The 22,806-nt window shown below is 61.2% G+C and carries 14 protein-coding genes and 2 pseudogenes; 8 read left to right on the top strand and 8 right to left on the bottom strand.

Going from position 1 to position 22,806, the window contains the following annotated elements; translation table 11 throughout:
* Nucleotides 1-39: 39 nt before the first annotated feature.
* The 3 genes from GKKCFE_RS14055 to GKKCFE_RS14045 form a co-directional block, all read right to left on the bottom strand.
* Nucleotides 40-720, bottom strand: coding sequence for a peptidoglycan-binding domain-containing protein (locus tag GKKCFE_RS14055; RefSeq protein ID WP_445576664.1), 681 nt, complete (start codon nt 718-720; stop codon nt 40-42).
* Between the two features lie 260 nt (nt 721-980).
* Nucleotides 981-2,765 carry an IlvD/Edd family dehydratase gene (locus GKKCFE_RS14050; RefSeq protein WP_160894353.1) on the bottom strand — a complete coding sequence of 595 codons (1,785 nt, stop codon included), beginning with the start codon at nt 2,763-2,765 and terminating at the stop codon, nt 981-983.
* A gap of 47 nt (nt 2,766-2,812) precedes the next feature.
* Nucleotides 2,813-3,994, bottom strand: a complete 1,182-nt coding sequence (locus tag GKKCFE_RS14045; RefSeq protein ID WP_445576663.1) for a fumarylacetoacetate hydrolase family protein — start codon at nt 3,992-3,994, stop codon at nt 2,813-2,815.
* Between the two features lie 114 nt (nt 3,995-4,108).
* Here GKKCFE_RS14045 and GKKCFE_RS14040 point away from each other — a divergent pair, with 114 nt between their 5' ends.
* From GKKCFE_RS14040 to GKKCFE_RS14025, 4 genes are all read left to right on the top strand, one after another.
* Complete coding sequence (locus tag GKKCFE_RS14040) at nt 4,109-5,071, top strand: LysR family transcriptional regulator (RefSeq protein ID WP_417698161.1); 963 nt, start codon at nt 4,109-4,111, stop codon at nt 5,069-5,071.
* Between the two features lie 253 nt (nt 5,072-5,324).
* The gene (locus GKKCFE_RS14035) at nt 5,325-6,707 is read left to right on the top strand and encodes an MFS transporter (protein WP_160894357.1); all 1,383 of its coding nucleotides are present in this window, start codon (nt 5,325-5,327) and stop codon (nt 6,705-6,707) included.
* A complete protein-coding gene (locus tag GKKCFE_RS14030; protein WP_160894359.1) occupies nt 6,704-7,444 on the top strand; it encodes an SDR family oxidoreductase in 741 nt (246 codons plus the stop codon). The genes GKKCFE_RS14035 and GKKCFE_RS14030 overlap by 4 nt, the downstream gene beginning before the upstream one ends.
* 37 nt (nt 7,445-7,481) lie before the next feature.
* Nucleotides 7,482-8,330, top strand: coding sequence for an ureidoglycolate lyase (locus GKKCFE_RS14025; RefSeq protein ID WP_445576662.1), 849 nt, complete (start codon nt 7,482-7,484; stop codon nt 8,328-8,330).
* Between the two features lie 459 nt (nt 8,331-8,789).
* Here the strand turns inward: GKKCFE_RS14025 and GKKCFE_RS14020 are convergent, their stop codons facing one another.
* The 5 genes and pseudogenes from GKKCFE_RS14020 to GKKCFE_RS14000 form a co-directional block, all read right to left on the bottom strand.
* Nucleotides 8,790-9,965, bottom strand: coding sequence for an integrase core domain-containing protein (locus tag GKKCFE_RS14020; protein ID WP_139051192.1), 1,176 nt, complete (start codon nt 9,963-9,965; stop codon nt 8,790-8,792).
* 254 nt (nt 9,966-10,219) lie between these two features.
* Nucleotides 10,220-13,315, bottom strand: coding sequence for a multidrug efflux RND transporter permease subunit (locus GKKCFE_RS14015; protein ID WP_445576661.1), 3,096 nt, complete (start codon nt 13,313-13,315; stop codon nt 10,220-10,222).
* A gap of 3 nt (nt 13,316-13,318) precedes the next feature.
* Nucleotides 13,319-14,488 (bottom strand): efflux RND transporter periplasmic adaptor subunit, encoded by a 1,170-nt coding sequence (locus GKKCFE_RS14010; RefSeq protein ID WP_445576660.1) that lies wholly within the window; start codon nt 14,486-14,488, stop codon nt 13,319-13,321.
* Between the two features lie 93 nt (nt 14,489-14,581).
* Nucleotides 14,582-15,178: pseudogene (locus GKKCFE_RS14005) on the bottom strand (methyl-accepting chemotaxis protein); the annotation flags it as partial.
* A gap of 309 nt (nt 15,179-15,487) precedes the next feature.
* Nucleotides 15,488-16,633: pseudogene (locus GKKCFE_RS14000) on the bottom strand (PDC sensor domain-containing protein); the annotation flags it as partial.
* Nucleotides 16,634-17,081: 448 nt separating this feature from the next.
* Between GKKCFE_RS14000 and GKKCFE_RS13995 the strand changes: the two are divergent.
* From GKKCFE_RS13995 to GKKCFE_RS13980, 4 genes are all read left to right on the top strand, one after another.
* On the top strand, nt 17,082-18,530 hold the full coding sequence (locus GKKCFE_RS13995; RefSeq protein WP_339488558.1) for an APC family permease: 1,449 nt from the start codon (nt 17,082-17,084) through the stop codon (nt 18,528-18,530).
* A gap of 84 nt (nt 18,531-18,614) precedes the next feature.
* The gene (locus GKKCFE_RS13990) at nt 18,615-20,036 is read left to right on the top strand and encodes an aldehyde dehydrogenase family protein (RefSeq protein ID WP_139049796.1); all 1,422 of its coding nucleotides are present in this window, start codon (nt 18,615-18,617) and stop codon (nt 20,034-20,036) included.
* Nucleotides 20,037-20,047: 11 nt separating this feature from the next.
* Nucleotides 20,048-21,397 carry an aminotransferase class III-fold pyridoxal phosphate-dependent enzyme gene (locus GKKCFE_RS13985; protein ID WP_139049797.1) on the top strand — a complete coding sequence of 450 codons (1,350 nt, stop codon included), beginning with the start codon at nt 20,048-20,050 and terminating at the stop codon, nt 21,395-21,397.
* An 81-nt stretch (nt 21,398-21,478) separates the two neighbouring features.
* Nucleotides 21,479-22,804, top strand: coding sequence for a hypothetical protein (locus GKKCFE_RS13980; protein ID WP_445576659.1), 1,326 nt, complete (start codon nt 21,479-21,481; stop codon nt 22,802-22,804).
* Nucleotides 22,805-22,806 lie beyond the last annotated feature (2 nt).

Genomic DNA, 22,806 nt, shown 5'->3' with positions numbered 1-22,806 from the left:
GTAGCGCGGGAGGGGCCGTAGGCGTTTTGCGAACCCTGATCATACGGGGGCCTCGCCGTGGTAGCCGTGGAGCGCGGTGCGTACGGCATCGCTGAGTAACTCATTGTCGTCGGGCAATCCGGCCTGCATCTTGAACGCACCGATGACCACACGGGTCGCGTCATCCATCTGACCATCGCAGTCGCCGTTGAAGTAGCCAAGGCCACGCAGACGCTGCTGCACGCCTTTGAGGGTACTGATCGGGTCGAGCGCGCGCAGCCTCAGATGATAATCGCGGGAGAAGCCGTCAAAGGTTACGCGCACGGTGATGTCGTCGGCGGTGGGCTCCAGAGGCCAGACGATATCGCCGTTGGCTTCGGCTTCGCCACTGCCCAGCAGCGTGTCACCGCGCAATACCTGAAAGTGCCGGGCCAGGCCCTGTCCGGCGAGGGCATAAGGGCGAAACCTGAGCATGGCAGGGGTGTTCAGTACGCGGAAGGTGTGTCTTTGCCCGGTGGCGTTCTGTTCGAAGGTCGCTTTCACACGCGGCGGGACGAACAACGAATCACCCGCCGCGAGCGCCGTCCCGTCCGGGTGTTGACGGCGCAGATCGGCATTGCGCGGGTGATCCCAGAGTGTCTCGCGCGCATGCCCGTAGGCGTAGGCCACACTGTCGACGCTTTCGGTGGCCCCCAGTGTAAGGACGATGCCGTCACCGCCCGGGTCCGATCTGGCATTCATACGGTTTCTCCTTCCCTGGAAGTCGCACTGTGGTCATCTGAAGGCAATCGCGCCGATTCAGCAGGCGATTAAAACCTTAGTAGGTTATGGGCGTTTTGGAAGGAGCTCTGACTTGATGAGGTGCCGGTTGTTATTTTGTAAGCGTTTGGTCGCGGTAGGGCTTCTGGCCGATGGCCAGGCTAGCCGACGCTGAACGTCGGATAGCCAGCTGCTCACATCCTGGCGGCGCGGTAGTGGGGCAATGAACAGGCTTGCCTTCGTCAGTGAGAGTGGCGTGGCTCACCGCTGCGGGCAATCACTCTGAGATGCAACGTGGCAGGCTCAAGGCAGCCCCCCGTGGATAGCTGACCCACCAACTGCCGATACAGCTCCTGCCAGGGCGTTTGCGAAGGCGGGATATTCGGTGTCCATTCGAGTCGGCGCCGGGTCATCTCGGCTTCGTCGATCAGCAGGTTCACGGTTCGTGTGTTCAGATCCACTTTCAGGCGGTCGTTGGTTTTCAGCAAGGCCAGGCCACCTCCCACCGCTGCCTCAGGGGACATGTTGAGGATCGACGGGCTCGCCGATGTGCCGCTCTGGCGCCCATCACCGAGGCAGGGCAGGGAGTCGATGCCTTGTTTGATCAGCGCGGCCGGCGGGGCCATGTTCACCACTTCGGCACTGCCGGGGTAACCCACGGTGCCAACACCGCGGATGACCAGGATGCAGCGTTCGTCGATGTCCAACGCCGGGTCGTCGATCCGGGCGTGGTAGTCCTCCGGTCCTTCGAACACGATGGCGCGGGCTTCGAAGCTATCCTCGGCACCGGGTTCGGACAGGTAGGTCTTGCGGAACGCTTCGCCCACCACCGACATTTTCATGATCGCGCTGTCGAAGAAATTGCCGCTGAGCACGATGAATCCGGCACGGTGCTTGAGCGGGGTGTCGAAGGGGTAGATTACATCGGTGTTGCTGGTCAGGCTGCTGCGCACGATTTCGCCGATGGTCTTGCCGCTGACCGTGGCGCAGTCTTCGTGCAGCCGCCCGGCTTTTTGCAGTTCATGCATGACCGCTGGGACGCCGCCGGCCCGGTGGAAACCTTCACCCAGGTACTTGCCCGCCGGCATGCAATTGACCAGCAGCGGCACGTCCTCGCCGATCCGTTGCCAGTCATCCAGGCTCAGTTCGACGCCCATGTGCCGCGCGATGGCGATCAGGTGCGGCGGACAATTGCTCGAAGCGCCCAGTGCCGAGGCGACGGCAATGGCGTTCTCGAAGGCCTCGCGGGTCATGATCTGCGAAGGGCGGACGTCTTGCAGCACCAGTTCGCAGATGCGCTTGCCGGTGGCATAAGCCATTTGCCCACGTTCGCGGTAGGGCGCTGGAATGCTCGCACAACCGGGCAGCGACATACCCAGGGCTTCGGCCAAGGCGTTCATCGACAAGGCAGTGCCCATGGTGTTGCAGTGCCCCACCGACGGCGATGCCGCAGTGGTCATTTCCATGAAACCTTCGTAGTCGATCTCGCCGGCGGCCATCAGATTGCGCGCATGCCAGAGCACGGTGCCGGAGCCGATCAACTCGCCTTTGTGGTGACCGTCGAGCATCGGCCCGCCGGACAGGACAATCGCCGGCAGGTCGGTTGTTGCCGCGGCCATCAGGCAGGCCGGGGTGGTCTTGTCGCAACCGGTGGTGAGCACCACGCCGTCCAATGGATAACCATGGAGGATCTCCACCAGCCCCAGGTAGGCCAGGTTCCGGTCCAGCGCCGCAGTGGGGCGGCGCGACTGCTCGGCGATCGGATGCACCGGGAACTCCATGGGAATGCCGCCGGCATCACGAATACCGGCTTTGACCCGTTGCGCCAGCTCCAGGTGATGACGGTTGCAGGGCGTCAGGTCGCTGCCGGTCTGGGCGATGCCGATGATCGGGCGTCCCGATTGCAGCTCTTGGCGGGTCATCCCGTAGTTCATGTAGCGTTCGACATACAGGGCGGTCATGTCGGCGTGGGCAGGATCATTGAACCACTGCTCGCTGCGCAGTCGGCGTTTTGGCGTGTCGGTCATGATTCATTTCTCTCTTGTAATTAGGCGAATCGGCAAACGGTTCTGCGTCAGCGGGCGAGCACCCCCCGGGAGGCGAGATTGCGCAGCAGAGCGCTGACGCCAAAGGTCCAGGGTGCGGCGTCAGAGCTGTGGGTCACCTGGTTATGCAGGCTGCCAAGCAATGGGCTGCTGATACTGACCCGGTCACCCAGTTTGTGGGTAAACCCGCCACCGGCATGATCACGGTCTTCTGTGGGGGCGAACAGGGTACCGAGAAACAGCAGGAAACCGTCCGGGTATTGGTGATTGGCGTTGAGCGTCTGGCCCGCCAGGTCCTGCGGGTCGCGGCTGATCTGGCTCATGGAGCTAGATCCATGCATCCGGTAACCGTCTTCGCCTTGTACCTGCAGATCGACCACGCAGGCCCGCACATCATCCAGGCTGAAGTGCTCGTCGAACAGGCGAATGAACGGCCCGATGGCGCAGGAGGCATTGTTGTCCTTGGCCTTGCTCAGCAGCAGCGCGCTACGGCCTTCGAAGTCCCGCAGATTGACATCGTTGCCCAAAGTGGCGCCGTGGATCTGGCCACGGCTGTTCACCGCCAGCACCACTTCCGGCTCCGGATTGTTCCATTGGGAGCCGGGATGAATGCCGATGCGGCTGCCGCTGCCGACGGCGGCGAGAACCGGTGCCTTGGTGAAGATTTCCGCATCCGGGCCGATGCCGACTTCCAGATACTGCGACCACATGCCCTGTTCGATGAGTAAGGCCTTCAGGCGCATGGCCTGCTCCGAACCTGGCACGATCGAACGCAAGTTGTCGCCGATCACGCTTTGCACGGTGGCGCGTATGGCTAGGGCTTTCGTTGAGTCGCCGCCGGCCTGTTCCTCTATCACTCGCTCGATCATGCTGGCGGCGAAGGTCACGCCGGCGGCCTTGATGACTTGCAAATCCAGGGGTGGCAACAACGACGGTTTGGACGGGTCGGCGTCGAGGCCGGTGTTGGCCAGCAGGGCCTGGACAGTGGTGATGAAGGTACCGGGTGTCTGCCGCACCGCAGCCAGTGGTGATTCTGTTTCCAGCAAGTCACTCAAGGTCGCAAAACGCTCCGACAGATCAAACACCCCGTCGCTGCGCAGCACAATGGGCGAAGGCCCGGCAATCCGGCCCGGCACCCAGGCGCGACCAATCAGGGTTCCGGCCACGCCATCGACCGGCAGGGTATTTTCGGGAGTAAGCAGTAGCGACATGGAAAGGTTTCCTGATTCGTAAAGCCTTCACGCTAGGGTGGGTGGTCGATAAACTCCAATGAGATATATTCAGTATTTGATAACGTCAGGTTATTGCTGATCCGAGGAACGCCCATGTCAGATCTGTCCTTTTCCAGCGTCTGCGGCTGGCTCAAATTTCGCCACCTGATGTTGATCGATACCTTGGGGCGCACACGTAATATGCATTTGGCGGCGCAGCAGATGAACCTGAGTCAGCCGGCCATCAGCAAGATGCTCAAGGAAATAGAAAGCCTGCTGGGCTTTGCATTGTTCGAACGGCTGCCCCGAAGCATGCCGCCCACGGCGCTGGGGGAGCATGTGTTGCGTTATGCGCAAATCGCCTTGAATGATGCACGTTCGTTCGTTGAGCAAATCAGCAGCCTGCGCGAGGGCGGTCACGGTTATCTCAAGGTCGGCGGGATTTTCGCCGCCACGGCGGTGGCCTTGCCCGAGGCGATCCTGCAGATCAAGCAAAGGTGGCCGCTGCTATCGATTGAAGTCGTTGAGCAGACCAGTAACCATTTGATGGAGATGCTCGAAGAAAAAAACCTTGATCTTGCGGTGGCACGCTTTACCGATCAAAGCCAGCAGCAACGCTATGACTTCCAGGCGTTGGCCCCGGAGCCGTTCTGCATCGTGGTCAACAGCCGACATCCGCTGGCAAACGCGGGGCCCACTTCCTTGCAGCAACTGGTGGACCTGCCCTGGATTCTCTACCCGGTAGGCACACCGATTCGTGCACGTATGGAACTGGCCTTTGCCGAGGCCGGGGTGGGGATGCCGCGCAATACCATCGACACCATCTCTATGCAGACTTTCCTCCAGGTTCTACAACGCGGACCCATGATCGGCATGCTGCCCAATGCCATGGTCAACCCGCTGCTGGAAAGCGGCCAGTTGATAACCCTCGATACGCCCTTGCACCTGGTGCCGCAGGATTACGGCATCCTCACGCGCAAGGGTGAGCAACTGGTGGGGGCGGCGCTGGAGTTCGCTGACATTCTCAAGGAAAACGCGCGTCTGGCTGCCACATCGTCCACTCAAGAAAGTAGGTGAATCTGCGGGAGCAAGGCTTGCCCGCGATGCCGGCGCCTCGTACTCGCTGACCGCGTCGTCTTCATCGCGGGCAAGCCTTGCTCCCACAGATAAATCTCCTCGGCACAAGTTCGGCACCGGCCGATGGTTATCTCGATAACGACTCGTTATCAGTTAATCCAAAAATGCCATTGGGAAAGAATCAATTCCCGACAGTAGAGTGACCCACTCAATAAAAACAATCAGGCATGCCCACATGCCCAGGGGTGACCTCATGCAAACCGTATCCGAGCATTTACCCGCGCAGTCGCAAGCCAGTGAACTCGATTTTGAGGACCGGACCTACCGCAAGGTTATCTGGCGCATCCTGCCGGTCCTGCTCTTGTGTTACATGGCCGCCTACCTCGACCGGGTGAACATCGGTTTTGCCAAGCTCGATATGCTCAACGAGCTGCAATTCAGCAACACCGTGTATGCCTTGGGCGCCAGTATGTTCTTCTGGGGCTATTTTCTCTTCGAAGTGCCCAGCAACCTGTTGCTGCATCGCTTTGGCGCACGGTTCTGGATCGCCCGGATCATGCTCAGTTGGGCGGTGATCTCCATGGCCGTGGCCTACACCGTGCCGCTGGCGGCCTTCTTCCACCTCGAATCGAGCACGATGTTCTACGTGCTGCGTTTCCTGTTGGGCATCTGCGAAGCGGGCTTTTTCCCTGGCGTGATTCTCTACCTCAATTACTGGTTTCCGACCCACCGGCAGAGCCGGGTGATGTCCGGCTTCCTGCTGGCACTGCCGGTCAGTCTGACCTTGGGTGGCATTCTCTCCGGTTGGCTGATGAACAGCATGCAAGGGGTGCAAGGCCTGTCCGGCTGGCAATGGATGCTGCTCATTGAAGGCATCCCTTCGATCATCATGGCGTTTGTGGTGATCGTCTGTCTGGCCGATAACATCGATAAAGCCAAATGGCTTAGCGTCGCGGAAAAAGCCATGCTCAAGGCCAATCTGCAAACCGACAACCAGGGCAAGGCCACACGGCTGAGCGAAGTGTTTTTCAACCCTCGGGTGTGGTTGCTGGTGCTGATTCTGCTGACCTTCAATACCGGCTTCTACGGCCTGGCGTTCTGGATGCCCTCGATCATCAAGAGCACCGGCATTACGAACAGTTTGCACATCGGTTTGCTGACCGCCATCCCGTACTCGGTGGCAGTGGTGGCGATGCTGCTCAATGCCCGGCACTCCAACCGCACCGGTGAGCGGCGCCTGCACGCGGCGATCCCAGCGTTCATTGGCGGCGTCGGCTTGATCCTCAGTGCCTTCTTCGCTGACAACCTGGTGTTGTCCGTGCTTTTCCTCAGCGTCTCCGCCTCGGGAATCCTCAGCTTGATGCCGATTTTCTGGACCTTGCCGGGGACCGTGCTGTCGGGCGTCGCCGCCGCGGCCGGCATCGGCATGATCAACGCCATCGGTAACCTGTCGGGGTTCACCGGTTCGATGATCACCGCCGTGGCGGAAACCCTCACGGGCAACATCAACAACGGCACCTATGTACTCGCCCTGTGTCTTTTGGTCAGCGGCGGACTGATCCTGGCCATCCCTGCCTCGATGCTCGGCAGGACTCCCAAGCACGCCGACACGGCAGTGCAACTGGAGACTGCATGAATCTGCAAAATAAGCGGGTGTTGGTGACGGCAGCGGGGCAGGGCATTGGTTTGGCCAGCGCCATTGCTTTCGCCCGAGCCGGCGCCGAGGTGTTCGCCAGTGACATCGATATCCATGCCCTCACTGGCATTGAAGGGATTACTGCCATCAACCTGGACGTCACGTCGACCGTTGCCATCAGCGCTGCCTGCGAGCGTATCGGTGGGCTGGACGTGCTCTTCAATTGCGCCGGTTACGTTCACAGCGGCAATATCCTGGAGTGCGACGAAGCCGCCTGGGCGCGTTCGCTGGACCTCAACGTCACGGCCATGTACCGGATGATCCGCGCATTTCTGCCAGGCATGCAGGCGCGGGGCGGCGGTTCGATCATCAACATGTCGTCGGTGGCCTCCAGCATCAAAGGCGTGCCCAACCGTTTTGCCTATGCGGCCAGCAAGGCGGCGGTAGTGGGCTTGACGAAGGCTGTGGCTATCGACTTCGTCACTCAGGGCATCCGTTGTAACGCCATATGCCCTGGTACCGTGGACTCGCCGTCGCTCCGGCAGCGCATCGCGACCCAGGCTGCGCAACAAGGTGTGGATGAGACACAGGTTTATCGGCAGTTCCTCGAACGTCAGCCCATGGGCCGTATCGGCAGTACCGAAGAAATCGCGCAGTTGGCCGTGTACCTGGGCAGCGATGCGTCGAGCTTCACCACCGGTGGCGTGCATGTTATCGATGGCGGCATGAGTATCTGAACCCGGTTTTCACTTTGAATCTGAACAGGAGAACTCCATGAAACTGTTGCGTTACGGCGAAAAAGGTTCGGAGAAACCCGGCCTGCTGGATGCCGATCATCAGATCCGCGACCTGTCGGGCCATGTGCCGGACATCGCCGGACAGGCCCTGGGCCCGGACAGCCTGGCAGCGCTAGCAGCCCTCGATCCGTACAGCCTGCCCCTGGTTGCCGGCCAGCCTCGGATCGGTGCCTGTGTCGGGCAGGTCGGCAAATTCATCTGCATCGGCCTGAACTATGCCGACCATGCGGCCGAGTCGAACATGGAGGTGCCGAAAGAGCCGATCATCTTCAACAAGTGGACCAGCGCCATCTGCGGACCGAACGACGACATCCAGATCCCGCGTGGCTCACTCAAGACCGACTGGGAAGTCGAACTTGGCGTGGTCATCGGTAAAGGCGGTCGTTACATCGACGAAGCCAACGCCCTGGAGCATATCGCCGGTTATTGCGTCATCAACGACGTGTCAGAGCGTGAGTGGCAACTGGAGCGCGGCGGCACCTGGGACAAGGGCAAAGGCTTCGACACCTTTGGCCCTCTTGGACCCTGGCTGGTGACCCGGGACGAAATCGCCGACCCGCATACGCTGGATCTGTGGCTGGAGGTCGACGGGCACCGCTATCAGAACGGCAATACCCGGACGCTGATCTTCAGCGTGCCGCAACTGATTGCCTACCTGAGCCGCTGCATGAGCCTGCAACCCGGCGACGTCATCTCGACCGGCACACCCCCCGGTGTAGGCTTGGGCATCAAGCCCAACCCGGTGTTCCTGCGGCCGGGCCAGACCATGCGCCTGGGGATCGAGGGCCTGGGTGAACAGCGTCAGGTCACGGTGCAGGCGGACTGACGGCTGGGCTCACTGCCGTCTTCGCGAGCAAGCTCGCTCCCACACTGGGATAGGGGTACGACCGGGAGAAATAGGTAGGCTTTCAGGCCGTCTTCGCGAGCAGGCTCGCTCCCACACTGGGATCGGAGTACGAGCGGGAGAATAGGCAGGCTTTCAGGCCGCCTTCGCGAGCAAGCTCGCTCCCACAGGGGGAACGCGGTCTCACCAAGAAACAGGTCGGCTGTCAGGCCGCCTCGCGACGGACGTTGATCTCGGCGCCCCGTTAACCACGCTGGCCGAACGCAGGCATTGTGGAGTGGGCATCCCGGCATGGATGCCGGGATAGCCGCGCTGGGCCATGGATGGCCCTTCGCGGCGGGCCCACGGAGCAATGTCTGCGTTCGGGCATGCCGAGCCTAGGCGAGGCACCGAGTGGTGGGGCATGTACGGGACAACCACATGGGTTACAAAAAAGTGCATTCACATAGGTGACACTTTGATTGAAACATAGCCATTCTTTGCGTCCCTAGCGTTGACGTGACCTAGGATCACCGGACCGAAGATCACATTCCATACCCCATCTTTGATCATCTCCATTCCAATGTTTTGATGCCTGAGCAGATTCCCCACGTATATCCGCAGACCCGCTCGATTAATGATTCCGCAACTATCAGCCAGGTAACACTCAACGTGGCTCGCATAGCCCATTTCCGGTAGTTTTTCCGGGTAAGCTCGGGTTGAGGGTGTATAGCAGGAGGCCGGGGTTTTCTGGCCGAGCGCCTCGTGTCCCCGCTCGTGATTGTAGTGCTGCATAAATCGATCAAAGTGTTTTTGCTGAGCCTCCCAGGCAATGGCTGGCGGTTTGGGAAAAGTACTTTTCAATGTTCGGTGCATGCGCTCATGACGCCCATTTTGATCTGGCCGACCGGGCTCAATTCGCTCAGGAATAATCCCAAGGCGCAACCACCAGATCGACAACTGCGATAACCCTGCACGACCCGTACTGGCAAACGGCACGCCGTTATCGGTGCGGATACGTTCAGGCATCCCGTATTCACGAAAAACGCGCTCGAAGGTTTGCTGGGTCTCCTTGAGATTGGTATTGGCCATGCTCTCGCAGGCAAGCAAGAAGCGACTGGCATGATCCATGATCGTCAGTGGATAGCACCAAACGCCCGCCCCGGTGAGAAATTGGCCTTTGTAATCTGCGCTGAAGAGCTGATTAGGCGTTTCTGCCTTACGCAAAGGCTTGGGGTAGACAGCAACACGCTGGCGTAACGGTCGAGACAGAATCAAGTCCGCTGCCTTAAGGATGTTGTAGATGGTCGTTTTCGACGGCGGATCCTGCCCCGGAAAGCGTTTCATCAGGTCGTTCTGGATCTTTTTAGGACCCGGAACTGTTTCGCCAGTAGAGCGAAACTCAATGATTGCCTGCCTCACAACCAATGGCACCACATAGGTTTGGTTGTGCCGTCGGCGGCTACGTTCGTCGAGCCCACTGGGACCCTCCAGTTCATAGCGCTCGACCCATTTGTAGCCAGTCTTTCGGCTGATCTGATAGTCCTGGCACAGCTGGCTAAAGCTGTGCTTTTCAGACAGATACTCAGCGATGAACATCACTTTGAGGTCCATAGGTTTCAGCTCTCTCCAGGGCATGGTCAGATCCTCGCGAAATCGACCCTGCCAGTTAAAAACTGTTACCTATGTGCGTGAACTGATTTGTAACCCATGTGGGTGAGTCATACCGGCAAAAGCGTTTTGCTTACTTTTGCGCTTCTCAAAAGTGAGCCGCCGTAAGGGCGGAACCCTAAGTAGCCGTTACCGCAGCAATGGATATGTACTCGTGAACAAGGCCAGCTGTAAGGCCGCTATCGCGAGCAAGCTCGCGATAGCGGTGCTCCGGCCCAGCCTCACTTGGAATCAACTCGCCTGACACGCTTCATCACCACCACGAAAAACACCGGCACGAACACCACCGCCAGCGTGGCGGTGATCATCCCGCCGATCACCCCCGTGCCGATGGCCTGCTGGCTCGCCGAGCTGGCACCGCTGGCAATCGCCAACGGCACTACCCCAAGGATGAAGGCCAGCGAGGTCATGATGATCGGCCGCAGGCGCAGGCGTGCGGCCTCAAGCGTGGCGTCGATCAGGTCGTGGCCGTCGTCGTACAGGCTCTTGGCGAACTCGATGATGAGGATCGCGTTCTTTGCCGAGAGACCGATGATGGTGATCAGCCCGATCTTGAAGAACACATCGTTGGGCATGCCGCGCAACGACACGGCCAGTACCGCACCGAGCACACCCAGCGGCACCACCAGCAGCACCGAGGTCGGGATCGACCAGCTCTCGTACAGCGCCGCCAGGCACAGGAACACCACCAGCAGCGACAGGCCCAACAGGATCGGCGCCTGGCTGCCGGACAAACGTTCCTGCAAGGACAGCCCGGTCCATTCCTGGCCCAGGCCTGTCGGTCCCTGGGCCACCAGCCGTTCGATTTCGGCCATGGCTTGCCCGGTGCTGTAGCCCGGTGCCGGTTCGCCGGAAATGCTCACCGCTGGATAACCGTTATAGCGGGTCAGTTGTGCCGGTCCCTGGGTCCAGCGAGCCTGGACGAATGCGGATAACGGGACCATCTTCCCGCTGTTGTTGCGCACGTGGATCTTCAGCAAATCCTCGACCTGGCTGCGCTGATCACCCTCGGCCTGGACCACCACCCGTTGCATGCGGCCCTGGTTGGGGAAGTCGTTGATGTAGGCCGATCCCACCGCCGTGGACAACACGCTGCCGACATCGGCAAAGGAAATGCCCAGGGCATTGGCTTGCTTGCGGTCGACCTCCAATTGCACTTGCGGCGCTTCGGCCAGGGCGCTTTCGCGCACATTCATCAGCATCGGGCTTTTCTCGGCGGCGGCGAGCAATTCGCTGCGGGCCTGCATCAAGGTGGCATGGCCGAGGCCACCCCGGTCCTGCAAACGGAACTCGAAACCGCTGGAAGTGCCCAGGCCATCCACGGGCGGTGGCAGCACCGAGAAGGCCATGGCGTCCTTGATTTGACCCAGCGCCAGGTTGGCACGGTCGGCAATCGACGCTGCCGAATCCTCGGCACCGCGTTGCGACCAGTCCTTGAGGGTGGTGAAGGCCAGCGCCGCGTTCTGGCCACTGCCGGAGAAGCTGAAACCGAGGATGATCGTGCTGTCGCCGACCCCCGGCTCGCCGGCGTTATGGGCTTCGATCTGCTCCACCACCTGCACCGTACGGTGTTTGCTGGCACCCGGCGGCAGCTGGATGTCGGTGATGGTGTAGCCCTGGTCTTCCACCGGCAGGAACGAGGAGGGCAGGCGACTGAACAGCAGGCCCATGCCCACCAGCAGCACGCCGTAGATCAGCAGATAACGGCCGCTGCGTTTCAGCGCATAGGCCACCCAGCCTTGATAGCGGTCGCCGAATCGCTCGAAGCCACGGTTGAACCAGCCGAAGAAACCGCTTTTGGCGTGGTGATCACCTTTGGCGACTGGTTTGAGCAAGGTCGCGCAAAGCGCCGGGGTCAAGGTCAGGGCGAGAAAGGCCGAGAACAGGATCGACGTCGCCATCGACAGCGAGAACTGCTGGTAAATCACCCCCACCGAGCCCTGCATGAACGCCATCGGAATGAACACCGCCACCAGCACCAGGGTAATGCCGATGATGGCGCCGGTGATTTGCCCCATGGCCTTGCGCGTGGCCTCCTTGGGCGACAAGCCTTCCTGGGCCATGATCCGCTCGACGTTTTCCACCACTACGATGGCGTCGTCCACCAGGATGCCGATGGCCAGCACCATGCCGAACATGGTCAGCACGTTGATCGAGAACCCCAGCGCGAGCATCGTCGCGAAGGTGCCCATCAACGCCACCGGCACCACCAGGGTCGGGATCAGGGTGTAGCGGATGTTCTGCAGGAACAGGAACATCACCGCGAACACCAGCAGCATCGCCTCGCCGAGGGTGTAGATCACCTTGGTGATCGAGACTTTGACGAACGGCGAGGTGTCGTAGGGAATCTTGTATTCCACCCCGGCCGGGAAGTAGCGCGACAGCTCGTCCATCTTGTTGCGCACCAGGGTCGCGGTGTTCAAGGCATTGGCCCCCGGTGACAGTTGTACGGCCACGGCGGTGGACGGCTTGCCGTTCAGGCGCGTGGAGAACTGGTATTCCTGGCTGCCGATTTCCACCCGGGCCACATCGGCGATGCGCACCGTCGAGCCATCGGGGTTGGCCTTGAGCACAATGTCGGCAAACTCCTGGGGCGTGTTGAGCTGGCCTTTGACGACGATAGTCGCGGTGATTTCCTGAGTGCTGCGGCTCGGTAATTCTCCCAGGCTGCCCGCCGACACCTGGGCGTTCTGCGCCACGATGGCGGCATTGACGTCGGCCGGGGTCAGGTTGAAGCCGACGAGTTTCTGCGGATCGATCCAGATCCGCATAGCTCGCTCGGCCCCATACAGCTGGGCCTTGCCGACACCGTCCAGGCGCTTGATCTCGTTCATCACGTTACGCGCCAGGTAATCGCTGAGGGCCACGTCATCGAGCTTGCCGTCGCTGGAGGTGAGGGTGATCAGCAGCAGGAAGCCAGCGGAGACTTTGTCCACTTGCAAGCCCTGCTGCGTGACCGCTTGCGGCAGGCGCGATTCCACTGCCTTGAGGCGGTTCTGCACGTCGACCTGGGCCAGTTCCGGGTTGGTGCCGGGTTGGAAGGTTGCCGTGATAGTGGCGCTGCCCAGGCTGCTTTGGGATTCGAAATACAGCAGGTTGTCGGCGCCGTTGAGTTCTTCCTCGATCAGGCTGACCACGCTTTCATCCACGGTTTGCGCCGAAGCGCCCGGGTAGACGGTGTAGATCTCGATTTGTGGCGGGGCCACGACCGGGTACTGCGCCACCGGCAACTGTGGAATGGCCAGGACGCCGGACAACAGGATGAACAAGGCGACGACCCAGGCGAACACCGGACGGTCGATGAAGAATTGCGGCATGGCTTAGTGTCCTGCCTGTGGCCCGGGAACCTGGGCGAGGGGGAGTGGGGAATCGTCGATCCGGACGTGCTCGCCGGGGTGGGCGTGTTGCAGACCTTCAATGACGATGCGGTCGCCGGGTTTCAAACCCTGCGTGACGACCCAGCGATCGTTTTGCGCGGCGCCCAGTTGCACCGGTTGCAGGCTGACTTTCTGCTCGGCGTCCAGCAGCAACACCTGGGCGACTCCGGCGCTGTCTCGCTGAATGGCCCGTTGCGGCACGGTGATGCCTTGGTTGTTGATCGCCTGTTCGAGGCGCACACGGATGAAACTGCCCGGCAGCAGGTCCAGGTCCGGGTTGGGGAACTCGCTGCGCAGGGTGATCTGGCCGGTGCTCGGGTCGACGCTGAGGTCGGTGAACAGCAACTTGCCGGGCAGCGGATAAGGGCTGCCGTCGTCCTGGATCAAGGTAGCCTTGGCCTGGTCCTGGCCGACCGCTTGCAAAAAACCTGCGCGAAAGGCGCGGCGCAGGTCGTTGAGTTCGCGGGTCGATTGCGTGAGGTCGGCGTGGATCGGGTCCAGTTGCTGGATCAACGCCAACGGCGTGCTTTCGTTTTGCCCGACCAAGGCGCCCTCCGTCACCAGGGCGCGCCCGATGCGCCCGGAAATCGGCGCGGTCACCGTGGCATAGCCCAGGTTCAGTTTCGCCCGTTCCACCGCAGCCTTGCTGGCAGTGACGTCAGCGGCGGTCTGGCGCACGCTGGCCCGGGCGTTGTCGTAGTCCTGGCCACTGATCGCCTTGTCATCGATCAACTGGGCGTAACGCTGGGCTTGCAAGCGGGCCTGGAACGCATTGGCCTCGGCCTTGCGCAACGCCGCCTCGGCACTGTCCAGGTCAGCCTTGAACGGCGCCGGATCGATGCGAAACAGCACATCGCCCTGCTTGACGTCGCGGCCCTCATGAAACACCCGTTGCAAGACCACGCCGGCCACCCGCGCCCGGACTTCGGCAACCCGTGGCGCGACGATCCGGCCGCTCAGCTCGTTACTGATCGACAGGGGCCGTGCCTGGACGGTTTCGACACGCACACTGGGCAGCGGGGCGGCGGCTTGCGGGGTCGAGGCGCTATCACAGCCACTGAGCAGCAGTGCCCCGACCAACAGGCCCAGTGTGACGAAAGGAATCTTGGACATGGTACTTCCCCACTATTGAGCCGCCCATGGTAGGGATCCAGGCTCATGGCAGGGGTGAAGCTTTGTAGGCGCTCTGTGAAATTGTGTAATCACTTAAATACGAAAGTGCCCCACCAACTGCTGTTGATGGTTGGCCATGGCATGCAACGAGTGGCTGGCCTGTGAGGCTTCCTCCATCCGGCTACTCAAGGTCTCGCTGATCCCGCGAATGTCACTGACGCGATGGCTGATGTCTTCCACGACAGTGCTTTGCTCCAGGGCCGCGCTGGCGATCTGTTGGTTCATGTGTTCGATCACTTCCACGGCGTCGGTGATGCGCTGCAGCGCCACATGGGTCTTTTCGACTTGAGTGACGCTGTCCCTGGCCTGTTCTCGGCTCAGTTGGGTGCTGTGCACGACCTCCTGGCTCAATTGTTGTAGCGCTTCGATCACCGTGCGTATCTGCTCGACCGAGTTCTGGGTGTTGCTGGCCAAATGGCGAACTTCGTCGGCCACCACGGCGAAGCCGCGTCCCTGTTCACCCGCCCTGGCCGCTTCGATGGCGGCATTCAAGGCCAGCAGGTTTGTTTGTTGGGCAATGGCGCAGATCACGTCCAGCACTTGGCCGATGTGTTGGCTGTTGCCGGCCAGCGCCTGCACTTGTTCGAGGGTGGTTTCCAGGCGTCGGTCGAGGCTGTCGATGCTGTTGACCGCGTTGGCGAACAATTCCCGTCCCGATCGACTTGCGTTTTCGGCGACGGCGGCGGCATCAGCGGCCTGGTGGGAATGACGGGCTACTTCCTGGGCGCTGGTGCTCATTTCATGCAGGGCGGTCGCTGCCAGTTCGACTTCCCGGTACTGCGTATGCATCCCCGCACTGACTGCCCGGGCCACCTGCGCCGACGTATCGGCGGTGTTGCGGGTGTCCAGGGAGGCTTGCTGGATATCGCGGATAATGGGCTGCAACTTGTCGAGAAAGCGGTTGAAGCCCTGTGCCAGATGGCCCAATTCATCGTGACGGTCGTTGGGCAAGCGCTGGGTAAGGTCACCGTCGCCTTCGACAATCGCATCAAGCATATGCGCCACCCTCAGCAGCGGCCGGGTCACGCCGTAAGCGGTGAGCCAGATGAGCAACAGTCCCAAGCCGGCAGCCAGCAATCCCAGGCTGAGGTTGAACCAGTTGGCCTGGCGATGCTTGTCGTCCAACTGGGCCTGCATGTGCAGGGCTGGCGCTTGTACAAGCGTTTCAGGCACGCGTATCTGCAATTGCCAGGGCGCATTGGCGGGAACGGTTTGCACGGCTTGCCGAACGTCGACCGAGGTGCCGTCAACCGCGCCGCTGTGGCCGGCAATTTGCCCGGATGGGGAAAGAATGCTGATTTCGCTGTGACCGGGGTACAAGTCGTTTGCAAGGCTGGCGGCGAGTTGCTGAAGGGTATCGAGGCTGATGTCCATGCCGACGATACCGATGACTTTGCCCTGGTCCAGCAGCGGTATGGAGATGCTGCTCATCAACGTCTTCTGGCCTTCGACCTCAATTGCGTAGGGCTCTGTCACGCAGGTTCGCCCCTGGGTCTGCGGGCAGACGTACCAGGCGTTGGCCGGCTCGCTGCCCGGTGGTGCGGTGTTGGCGCTGATCTGGGCTTCGCTGAGCACCTCTTGCACCAGGTGGCCGGGTTGGCTTTGCGACCAGTACAGGGCAAAGCGACCTTTTTCATTGCCGGCCAGATCGCGTTGGCTAATGAAACCGGCATCTTCACCGACCAGCGCGTCAGGAAGCAGCACCACGTAGAGGCCGAGGACCTTTTCACGGTTCTGGAGGGCCTGGCGGGTCGTGGCGATCAGGTCCCGGCGCAACTGCGCTGGCGTCAGTCGCCCGTTCCACGCCTGGGCGCGCAGTTGCAGGACCTGTTGGGCGAAACCTTCCCCATAGATCGCTGTTTCGCTGAAAAAGCGCTCCACCCGCTGACCATGGGCCAGAGCCTGTGCCTGCAGGCCTTCCAGGGCCGAGCGCCCTAGTAGTTGACTGCTTTGCTGCTTGAGCAGCGTGGCGCCTTGCTGGTTCTGATACAGGGAGGCACCGGTCAATGCCCCGACGACGGCCAGTAGGCACAGCCCACTCAGGAGCGTGATCCGCCATTGGATAGAGAGACGAGCGAAGAACATGCTGAAGTTTTCCTGCGCGTGGGGGCTTTTATTGTTTTGGGCCCAGCGCTGTCTGAACGGTGGGCGAGGTTATCTTGCGGCAGGAAGCGCTTGCCGGTTATCCCGAATCGGCAGCCGTTTGGGCTAATGCGGATCACTCCAGAAAACGCAGAACCCGTGGCGAGGGAGCTTGCTCCCGCTGGACTGCGCAGCAGGCCCAGAAAACAGGGGCCGCTTCGCAGCCCAGCGGGAGCAAGCTCCCTCGCCACGGGAATGTCCTCGGCCTTAATGGGGCTGACCTGTTTTAGGGCGCGGCTTCGGATGCTGCCGTTTTGGGATAGCGAAGGGTTTTGGCAAGGGCCTAGCATCGAATCCAGCGTGCAACCAAAACAATAAGCATCTGGACAGCGGTGAAGCTGGCCGCGCCCCGATCCTACAGCGACTGCCTCATACAATAAGGTCAAGAGAAATGAGTGTGTCTTTCCCGATCAGCAGCTCGACGGAGCTGAAGCGAGGCGCCCTGGGCGTTGGCTTCATTATTTTCTTTGTGATTTCGGCAGCGAGCCCCTTGAGCGTCATCGCCGGCGGTTTCCCCATTGGCATCATGCTAGGCAATGGCGCCGGCACACCGGCTTTGCTGATCCTGGCGCTACTGGTGTTACTGGCCTTCTCGGTGGGCTACACCGCCATGTCCCGTCACATGACCAACGCCGGTGGATTCTATGCGTTCACCGCTCGCGGTTTGGGTGGCTTGGCCGGTGGTGCGGCGGGGGTGCTGGCGATGTTTGCCTACAACATTCTCCAGGTCGGCCTGTACGGCATGTTCGGCGGCGTGGTCAGCGGCACGATGGCCAGCGTCTTTGGCCTGGATTTGCCGTGGTGGACGTATTCGCTCCTGGCGATGGCGAGCATTGCGATTCTGGGTTATCGCAAGATCGACCTGTCGGCCCGGGTGCTGTCGGTAGTGGTCATTGCCGAGTACCTGGCGATCCTGACCCTGGATTTCGCCATTCTGAAAACCGGTGGTGACAGCGGTATCAATCTCGATTCCTTCGACCGCAGCCATGTGTTCAGCGGCACGCCGTCCATCGGCTTGCTGTTCTGCTTTGCAGCGTTTATCGGCTTCGAGGCCACGACTATCTATGGCGAAGAGGCCAAGAATCCGCACCGTACGATACCCATCGCAACCTACAGCTCGGTGCTGCTGATCGGTGCTTTCTATGCCCTGTCGGTCTGGGCGATGGTGATTGGCGTAGGGGCCGACAAAATCGTGCCGACCTTGCAGGCACTGCAGGATCCGACCACGTTCATCTATGGCATGTCCGATCATTTTGTCGGCCCGCACCTGACCCAGATCATCCGCGTGCTGTTCATGGTCAGCATCTACGCCGGGCTGTTGGCGTTCCACAACGCCGCGGCGCGTTACTTCTATGCCATCGGGCGTGACGGTTTGCTGCACAGCCGGTTGGGCACCACCCATCGCGTGCACCAGAGTCCGCACATGGGCTCAGTCCTGCAAAGCCTGATCGCGGCGGTGGTGGTGCTGATCTTCGCCGCGCTGGATGCCGATCCGATCCTTCAGTTGTTCGCTTGGTTTTCCAATCTGGCGACGCTGTGTGTGATCTTGCTCATGGCCCTTACCTCTGCAGCGGTATTTGTCTATTTCCGCGCGCACCCGGAACTGAAGCTGGGACTCTGGCGCGGTCGGATTCTGCCGGGTTTTTCGTGCCTGGCATTGCTGGCGGTCCTGGTCCTTGCAGTGATTCATTTCGACGTGCTGACCGGCGCCAGCCAGCTCTTGTCCTACGGTCTTTGCGCGATCATTCCCGCCGCACTGATCGTCGGCGTGTTCCTCGCCGCCCGATTGCGCAAGGCCTCGCCCGAGCGGTTCATGGCGCTGGGCAGCCACAAGCTCTAGGGCGTCCGCGACATCGTCAAACCCCACAAAAAACAACTGCGCTGTCGTTCGGGACGGTCCGACAGCGCGTGAAAGGAAGGTGTCATGCACGATTATCAAATGCTCATCAATGGGGCCGGGGTCGACGGCGATAACGGTCACTTCGATGTGGTCAATCCGGCGACCGGTACGGTGTTCGCCCGGTGCTCGGCAGGTTCCCTGGCCCAGCTGGACCTTGCCGTCGAAGCGGCGCAGTCGGCCTTTGTCGAGTGGCGCCACAGCACCCACGAAGACCGCCGCCAGCGCCTGCTGAGCATCGCGGCGCAGATCGAGCAGGACGCCGAGTCGCTGGCCCGACTGATTGTTCTGGAGCAGGGCAAGCCGCTGGAACTGGCGCTCTTTGAAGTGATGGGCGCGGTGGCCTGGACGCGCTACACCGCCGAGCAGCAGATCCCCGTGGAGCTGGTGGAAGAAACCCTGAGCCAGCGCATTGAACTGCACCGCAAGCCGTTGGGTGTCGTCGCGTCGATCACGCCCTGGAACTGGCCGTTCATGATTGCCGTCTGGCACATCATGCCGGCGCTGCGTGCCGGCAACTGCGTGATCAGCAAGCCGTCCAGCCTGACCCCGTTGAGCACCCTGCGCCTGGTGGAGATCATCGCGCGCCATGTGCCTCGGGGCGTGATCAATAGCGTGACCGGTGAGCAAGGGTTCGGCAGTGCGATCACCGCGCACGCCGGTATCCAGAAGATTGTCTTCACCGGCTCGACCGCCACCGGCCAAAGCGTGATGCGCGGCGCCGCCAGCAACCTCAAGCGTCTGACCCTGGAGCTGGGCGGTAACGATGCCGCCATCGTGCTGCCCGGCACGCCGGTCGAGGAGGTCGCCGATGACATTTTCCAGGCGGCCTTCCTGAACATGGGGCAGACCTGCGCCGCCCTCAAGCGTTTGTACATCCACCAATCCCAGTACGAGGCCTTTGCCGAGGCCCTGGCCCTGATCGCTCGGCGTCAGGTGGTAGGGGATGGTTTGGCGCCTGGGGTCACGTTTGGACCGGTGCAGAACCTCGAACAGCTAGCGCTGGTGGAGGAACTGGTGGCGGATGCCCGTGCCCATGGGGCGCGGGTGTTGTGCGGCGGTGCCCGCCTGGACCGACCGGGCTTTTTCTATCCGCCGACCCTGGTCGCTGACGTGACCGACGGACACCGGCTGGTGGACGAAGAACAGTTCGGTCCGGTGCTGCCCCTGATTGCCTACCAGGATGTCGAGGACGTCCTGCGCCGCGCCAATGCCAGCGACATGGGGTTGGGCGGGTCGGTCTGGGGCCCCGATGTCGAGCAGGCACAGGCATTGGCCAGTCGTCTTGAAAGCGGCGTGGCCTGGGTGAATTGCCATGCACAAATTCAGCCCAATACGCCATTTGGCGGCAGCAAGATGTCCGGATTCGGTGTCGAGTTCGGCCTTGAAGGGTTGCTGGAATTTACTGGCCAGCAACTGCTGTACGTACGCAAGCGTGAAACAGAATGAGGACTGCAACCATGTACGAGCAATACAAGACAGCACAGAAGAAGTTCTGGCACCCGATGAGCTCTGCGGCGCCAGCCAATCGCTCCAAAACGTTGATCATCGCCCGTGGCGACGGTAACTACATCACCGATATCGAGGGCCATCGCATGCTCGATGGAGTCGGCGGCCTGTGGAACGTGAACGTGGGCCATAACCGGGCTTCAGTGAAAGCGGCCATCGCTGCGCAACTGGACGAGCTGGCTTATTACCAGACCTTCGACGGCATTGCCCATCCCCGGGTGTTCGATCTGGCCGAGCGACTGACGTCGATGTTCTCCCAGGAGAACATGGCGCGGGTGTTGTTCAGTTCCGGCGGTTCCGATGCGGTCGAGACGGCACTGAAAATGGCCCGCCAATACTGGATTGCCAGCGGCGAGCCAGGGCGCACGCGCTTTCTGTCGTTGCGCAATGGCTACCATGGCGTGCACGTGGGCGGTACATCGGTGGGCGGCAATGGGGTCTATCACTACAACCACGGGCCGCTATTGGCCGGCTGTCATCTGCTCGATACGCCCTGGCTGTACCGCAACCCCTGGGACTGTCGCGATCCGCAAGAGTTGACCGCTCATTGCATTCGCCAGTTGGAAGACCAGATCGCGTTGCTTGGCCCACAGACCATTGCCGCGCTGATTGCCGAACCGGTACAAGGCGCCGGCGGCGTGATCGTGCCGCCTGCACACTACTGGAAGCAGCTGCGCGAAGTCTGCGATCGCCACGGCATCCTGTTGATCGCCGATGAAGTGGTGACCGGCTTCGGCCGCACCGGCTGCATGCTCGGCAGTCGTGGCTGGGGTGTCGCGCCCGACGTACTGTGCCTGGCCAAGGGCATCACTGCCGGCTACATCCCCATGGGCGCCACGGTCTTCAACCAGCGCATGGTCGATGCCATCGAGAATGGCCCGGGCTTCAGCAGTGTGATCATGCACGGCTACACCTACAGCGGTCATCCAACCGCGTGTGCCGCGGCCCTGGCGGTACTGGATATTGTCGAAGCCGAGGACCTGCCGGGCAATGCCGGAAAAGTCGGTGCCCAGTTGCTGGAGCAACTACAACCGCTGACCGAGCGTTATGCGGTGGTGGGCGAAGTGCGGGGCAAGGGCTTGATGATTGCCGTGGACCTGGTGGCGGACAAGGTTACGCGCGAGCCGCTTGACCCGGCCAACGGCCTGGCCTCGCGCATTGCCGAGCAGGCGCGCCGGGCCGGCGTACTGGTGCGCCCGATCGGCAACAAAATCGTGATGTCGCCACCGCTGACCCTCACCAGCGACGAGGCCGCCCTTATGGTCGGCGCGTTGGACAGCGCGCTCGCCGACTGCCGCTAGCCTGTTCGCCGGCGCAGTGTCTTGCGCCGGCTCCTGAATACAAAGACAGCCTTCAAAGGCGCACCACAAGGAGCTCCAGCCATGCGGTCTCTATCGCGTATGGATTTTTTCGGCAGTGGCCTTGCCTGTACGCTGGCGCTTTGTGCCACGAGTCAGGTCCAAGCCTATGAGTTGTATGCCGATGAAGACACTCATCTCAACGCCGACATGCTGGCGGTGTTCGGTCATTTCAACAGTCGCAAGAACTACGACGGCAGGTCCGGTGGTTCAACCTGGCGCGAAGGCTTCATCAAGTATGGCGTCAGCGGCGACCAGGGCCTGGCCGGCCGGGGCATCGCCTACGGTGCGTTCAGCCTGGTCAGTTCCGCTACTTGGGGCGATGGCGACCCTTCCGGGAATACGCTTGGGAGCGAGCGCACGACGAAGATTGAAGACGCTTACCTGGGCTGGCGTTCCGCGGATCTTTTTCCCGTGTTGGGACAGGACGGTGTCGATATCTCTGGCGGACGCCAGGTGGTCAAGGTGGGGCGAGGTTTCCTGATCAACGATGACGGGCCAAACCTGGGCAAGGGGCCTGCCGATGGCCGCTTGAATCGAGGGGGCGCCTATTACCTGGCGGCTCGGCACGCGTTCGATCAAACCGCCGTTCTGCGTCTGGGAGGGCAGGACGGCATGCATGGCAGCGTGGCGTGGCTCAAGTCCGATAACCGCGCCCAGGCCGAAACCGAACTCACCGCCGCTACGCTGGATTACACCGCCAAGGCCGGTACGTTGGGCCTGACGTGGATACACGGCATCGACGTTAATGACCGCTGGGCCAGCGATTTCCAGAAGCAGCGCAAGGGTATGGATGTCTACAGCATTCGCGGTGAAGGCGATGCGGGTATCGAAAATGTCAGCCTGGCATTTGAATACGCCTGGCAAGACAAGGACGCCGGACCTGAGAAGGCCTGGTACGCCGAGGCCGGATATACCTTTGCAAGCGTTGCCTGGGCGCCGAAGCTGACCTATCGCTACACCCGCTATTCGCAGAAGTGGGACTCATTGTTCACCGGGCAAAGTACCGGCTATGGCACCTGGTTCCAGGGCGAAGTCGCGGGTAACTATGCCGGGCCCTTCAACAGCAATACGGGGATCCACCATGTCGGTCTGAAGGTCACACCATTGGAAACCCTGACCCTCGGTGCGTTGTACTTCGACTACAACACAGTGCGTAAAAGCAATGCCCTCAACCTCGACGCCCGTGAGCTGGATGTTTATGCCGAGTGGGTCGTCAATGAGCACTTGATCGTCACCCCGCTGATAGGTCTCTACAAACCGGATCGGGACGCCACGACGGGGGGCAATCAAGTGACAGGCAATGGCACTAACGTGTACAGCCAGGTGAGTGTGGCCGTGCCGTTCTGAAA

Source organism: Pseudomonas sp. E141, from assembly GCF_052659885.1.
The sequence above is the reverse complement of the archived record's forward strand: the minus strand, read 5'-3'. Positions and strand labels throughout refer to the sequence as shown.

Excerpts from the sequence above, each read along its gene's own strand:
- GKKCFE_RS14055 (WP_445576664.1), bottom strand. The coding sequence starts at position 720 with ATGAATGCCAGATCGGACCCGGGCGGTGACGGCATCGTCCTTACACTG.
- GKKCFE_RS14050 (WP_160894353.1), bottom strand. The coding sequence starts at position 2,765 with ATGACCGACACGCCAAAACGCCGACTGCGCAGCGAGCAGTGGTTCAAT.
- GKKCFE_RS14045 (WP_445576663.1), bottom strand. The coding sequence starts at position 3,994 with ATGTCGCTACTGCTTACTCCCGAAAATACCCTGCCGGTCGATGGCGTG.
- GKKCFE_RS14040 (WP_417698161.1), top strand. The coding sequence starts at position 4,109 with ATGTCAGATCTGTCCTTTTCCAGCGTCTGCGGCTGGCTCAAATTTCGC.
- GKKCFE_RS14035 (WP_160894357.1), top strand. The coding sequence starts at position 5,325 with ATGCAAACCGTATCCGAGCATTTACCCGCGCAGTCGCAAGCCAGTGAA.
- GKKCFE_RS14030 (WP_160894359.1), top strand. The coding sequence starts at position 6,704 with ATGAATCTGCAAAATAAGCGGGTGTTGGTGACGGCAGCGGGGCAGGGC.
- GKKCFE_RS14025 (WP_445576662.1), top strand. The coding sequence starts at position 7,482 with ATGAAACTGTTGCGTTACGGCGAAAAAGGTTCGGAGAAACCCGGCCTG.
- GKKCFE_RS14020 (WP_139051192.1), bottom strand. The coding sequence starts at position 9,965 with ATGCCCTGGAGAGAGCTGAAACCTATGGACCTCAAAGTGATGTTCATC.
- GKKCFE_RS14015 (WP_445576661.1), bottom strand. The coding sequence starts at position 13,315 with ATGCCGCAATTCTTCATCGACCGTCCGGTGTTCGCCTGGGTCGTCGCC.
- GKKCFE_RS14010 (WP_445576660.1), bottom strand. The coding sequence starts at position 14,488 with ATGTCCAAGATTCCTTTCGTCACACTGGGCCTGTTGGTCGGGGCACTG.
- GKKCFE_RS13995 (WP_339488558.1), top strand. The coding sequence starts at position 17,082 with ATGAGTGTGTCTTTCCCGATCAGCAGCTCGACGGAGCTGAAGCGAGGC.
- GKKCFE_RS13990 (WP_139049796.1), top strand. The coding sequence starts at position 18,615 with ATGCACGATTATCAAATGCTCATCAATGGGGCCGGGGTCGACGGCGAT.
- GKKCFE_RS13985 (WP_139049797.1), top strand. The coding sequence starts at position 20,048 with ATGTACGAGCAATACAAGACAGCACAGAAGAAGTTCTGGCACCCGATG.
- GKKCFE_RS13980 (WP_445576659.1), top strand. The coding sequence starts at position 21,479 with ATGCGGTCTCTATCGCGTATGGATTTTTTCGGCAGTGGCCTTGCCTGT.